Raw genomic sequence first — 4,169 nt, 5'->3', positions numbered from 1 at the left:
ATTCCGAAGAGCGCCGCGCCATCCTCGGGGATCGTTTGGCAAAGCGTCGGGTACAGATCGGTCAGCATGGGTTCTCACCGTTCAACCCAGACACGCTCCATCAACGGATCGGGAATGTGGACAGCGAGGATTGGAACGTCGCGCACCGTGCGCTTTTTGTCAGCGGTCTGGATATCGTAGCGATGGAGTTGGAAGGTCACTGTTTCAGAAGACACCAATGCGCGCGCGCCGGGGTAATTGGTCGGAGCGTTCGCGCCCTGCCAAAGCTGCTTGACCTTTGGTGGTGATTTTTCGGTCAGTGTCCGCTTGTAGTCTACGCCCGACCATGGCCCGGAAAGGGCATAGAAGCTGCATGTCATAGCCGGTTCTTCGGAGACCATGCGTTCCAGCCCAAGCATTAGTGCGCTGTGCCGGAGGTTGTCGTCAGGCCAGCGATAGCGGAACTGGCCGATCATCGGGAGAATGTCGGCGAGGGCAAGCGTATCGCTGAAGGCGGGCACGATCTGTTTGTCGTTCCAGCCGTCTTCCGCATAAGGCGCAAAATCGAATGACCCGAGAATCTGTTCGACGATTTCCCGGTTTTCGGCCACTGTTTCGCTGTCATCAAAGGGATGATCGGGAACGATCCAGCCGCCTTGGCCCTTAGACTGATACATCTCCAGCAAGATGACCGAGGACCGTGTGGGTTTGAGCTTCTGATCCAGGAAGTAAGTGCGACGCCAATCTTTCAGGCTCCCGCCATCTTCGAGATGCTTGCGGATAGAGCCGCGAACGGATTCCTCGTGCTTCACATAGTCAGTAAAGGCGTCGGTGTTCGCGCTGGTCAGATAGATGCGGCAAAGCCCCAGATATCGCTTTTTGTAGCCGAAAAAGCGGGCGCGCTGCTGGATGTTGTCCGCGTTGCCGACGCCCGTTGATCGAGGCATGTAACTGACTGTCAAGCCCTCAACAGTGAAACCCCGATCAAGGCCAATGCCGCCGATCAGAATCCAGCTGTATTCACCTGCCCAATCGACGGGGGCGATGCGGCTTTTCTCACGAGTATTGAGTTCGGCAACGGCGGTTTCTTCCATCGCTTCGAACAGGATCGGGGCGATATCCTCAAAGGTCAGGGACGTGTCGTAGGTCTTGAAGATGCCGTCTGCGGACTTGCGAAACTCGTCCAGAAGCCTCGCATTGTCAGGATGGGTGCGGTCTTGCAGGACCGCAGACCAATGATCCTTAATCTGCTGCGTCCATCGCTTGAACATCAAGTGTTCGTCTTTGGCGACGGCGGGATGGATCATCATTGAACGGTTTCGCCCCCTCTGAAACTCATCTTCGAGCAAGCCAATCGCAACGCCGATAAAGAAGTCTCTAAGTGCTGCGCGCAGACTCTCCGGTGCTTCATGTGGCGGATCGTTCTTATCGGGCACTTCACTCAATGGAATCAGTTTGACGTATTTGTCCGCTCCATCGACAAAGAATTCTTGCCCGCCGACATAATGCGTGCCGGGCGTCAGGACGCGCCCAAAATCAGGCGAGAGCGCATCAATGCGGCTGATCAGGAGCGGTGCCTGGGGCGTTGCCGTATAGAGGATATAGCTGTGATGCGGAAACAAGGCGCGCAGCGCCTTGATCCGCGAATAGGTCGTGCTCTCGTCGTCTTGCTTGGCCTTGGTGTTCATGCCGGCTTGATCGCCCTCATCGTCGATTATCAGCGTCGGCACGTCGGAAAAATCAGATCCACCAAGAAGTCTGGCGAGGTTGTCCAGGTGTTGGTGTTGCTTCATCGAGACGATCATGATCGTCCGTGCGCGGGGGCTACCGCGGCGCCAGCGAGCAAGTTCGGTATTCACGCGCTCCACTTCGCTTTGTTGGAACGCCTTCTGTTGTGTCGTGAACACATTCCACTCACGGGTGCCTGCGGTATCCAGATCGCCCTTCAGGCGGTCAAAGCTCTGTTCGACGAGGTTGTTGGTGGTCCCTGCAAGCAGGATCACCAGCCGAAATCGATTGTCCCGTGCGAGGGCAGCAAGGCTCGTGAACGACAAGGTCTTGCCGCTCTGGACATAGCCGATCACGAGTCCGGTATTCACGGCGTCCGCTGCCTCGGGCGGGACGCAATCGCTCATGATGGAGACGGTTTCCTGAACAAGCCGTTCTTTCTCGTCATCCGACAAGGCTGCGTTGGCGTTCAGCAAATCAGTGAACGCAGCCCCCTGGGTGGGCGACCAACCGCCATCTGCGTCTGCGCGGGCCGGCGCGACTGTGATCGTTCGGGGATCATTCGCCATCGGACAACCTCTTGGACATTTGGTTTCTGAGAATTTCATTTGTGAAACGGCGAATAGCGGAGGGGTTCCGGTCCGCGAGCTCCCCGGCCTCGACTTCGGCAAGCGCCATCGCGGCGGCAATATTCAGGACGGCGGTAAAGCTTTCGGAATCGAGCGTTGGAAATTGAGCCATGAAGGGATGGAGCATGGCCAGCCGAATAGTGATCTGGCGCGGCTCCGGGTCAGTGATGGATGGACGATTGCGAATATCCAGCCAGTCCGCCCCGTTGTCGGCATAGGACAGTTCTACGGCGACGACCCAGTCCTCGCTCCGAAACCGCATGCGAAAACGGACATGCTCATTTTCTGCATCCGGCAAATCGGGAAGCGGCTCGCTTTCATCAGGCTCTGGATCAGAGAGTGGCAGATCAGCCTGATCCTGGCTTCCGGCACGCGTCTGCGACGTCAGGCTTTGATTGTTCAGCCTCTCGGCCATCGATTTGAGCGCAGCGGCGGCGTCCTTGCGTGTGGCCTTCGCGTCCTTCTTGCTTCGATGCTCGCGGACTTGCTGGAGCAACGGGAACGCTTCCCCCGACAGTTCATCGCGGAGTTCTTTCAGGAAGGTTTCCTCAGCCTCCTCCCACTTGATCCCGTCCTTCGTGTGGCTGACGTTGAAACCCTTGAGGTGGATTTCGCCGAAAATGCGCTGGAAGGCGAAGCTGTTAGACCGTCCGAAAATGTCTTCGGGCCGATAGGTCTCGTCGAAGCTGCCCATGATCAGGCGCTTGCGCCGGAAAAGCGCCAAGCCCGCAAGGCGCGTACTGGCGGGTTCACGGATCGCGACAAAGCCCGTAGCGGCGCGACCGTCTCCCAAATCGATGGCGATTTCTTTCTTCCAGGTTATCGCAGGCCCGTCGGGATCCCGGTAGCTCGGTGCAACCAAGATGTCCGGGTCTTTATACACGAGGGGTTCGCCATCGATGGTCAGAAGCATCGACCCATCTCGAATGAAAATCCGATAGATACTAGAAAGATGGTCTTTGATCTTCTGAACAGTCTTTGTGCGCGGGAACCGGCGGATATTGTCGAGGCGGATTTCGGTATAGTGTTTGTTTGCGGAGACCTGCGTTGAGATGACATGCAGTTCTTCAGTACTGTCTTCGACGATCTTGTCGATGTCGAAGATGACTGTGCGCTCGATGTTTTCGCCAAGCGCGGTGGTCCGGACAGTCCAGTTTGGCGCGAACCAGCACGCCGCGCTCTTCATCCCCATGCCGAATTCAGAGAGGCCTGACGCGTCGGGTGGGATTTCAGCGGGGCGGAAGGCGCGCTGATAATCGGATGCTGCGATTCCCGCCGCGTTGTCGCGGATCGTGATGCAGTTCTCCTTCGGTTCGAATCGGATATCGACGTGCAGGCGGTAATCGACCCCATCGGTCGCCCTGAGTTCCCGCTGTCGGTCCAGGCTGCTCTGGATGGCGTTGTCGACAAACTCAGCCAAGGCGTACCAAGCCTTGAGTTCAGGTGCGGCAGGACCGAGAGGACATTGACGCCTGGGCGGATGTTAACGGAATTCAGTTGCGCCATTATTCAGCCGCCACGGCTGCGTGAACCGCGCCCTCCGTGCCAACTTTGCTCACGAGAGCATCATAGATATTGCCAACCACATCGACATTGACGGCATTTCCGAACGCCTTGTAAGCGCCGTTCTTGGTGTCGGGCAAATGGGTTAGGCCGCCCATGCTTTGCAAACGGCTGCACTCGCGCGGGGTCATATAGCGCTTCTGCCACGCGATGATGGGGACTTGGCTCGTTGTCATGGCGATAAGCGACGGTGCAGTATCTTCTTTTTTCACTCGAATGCCACTTGCGCGGAACTGGATGATATGTTTCCAGATACTGCGCTCCGCGCCT

The 4,169-nt window shown here is 57.3% G+C and carries 3 protein-coding genes; all 3 read right to left on the bottom strand.

Annotated features, from left to right (window positions below; genetic code table 11):
- Positions 1-74 precede the first annotated feature (74 nt).
- Positions 75-2,276, bottom strand: coding sequence for a Z1 domain-containing protein (locus tag OCGS_RS09240; protein WP_052026163.1), 2,202 nt, complete (start codon positions 2,274-2,276; stop codon positions 75-77).
- The gene (locus tag OCGS_RS09235; RefSeq protein ID WP_007426977.1) at positions 2,266-3,756 is read right to left on the bottom strand and encodes an ATP-binding protein; all 1,491 of its coding nucleotides are present in this window, start codon (positions 3,754-3,756) and stop codon (positions 2,266-2,268) included. Before OCGS_RS09235 ends, OCGS_RS09240 begins: the two co-directional genes overlap by 11 nt.
- Before the next feature lie 85 nt (positions 3,757-3,841).
- On the bottom strand, positions 3,842-4,169 hold a 328-nt coding region (locus OCGS_RS09230; RefSeq protein ID WP_040610858.1), incomplete at its 5' end, for a DNA cytosine methyltransferase.

The organism is Oceaniovalibus guishaninsula JLT2003 (assembly GCF_000299575.1).
In the GTDB taxonomy this organism is placed as follows: domain Bacteria; phylum Pseudomonadota; class Alphaproteobacteria; order Rhodobacterales; family Rhodobacteraceae; genus Palleronia; species Palleronia guishaninsula.
Note: the sequence above shows the minus strand (reverse complement) of the source record. Positions and strands in the feature narration are given on the sequence as shown.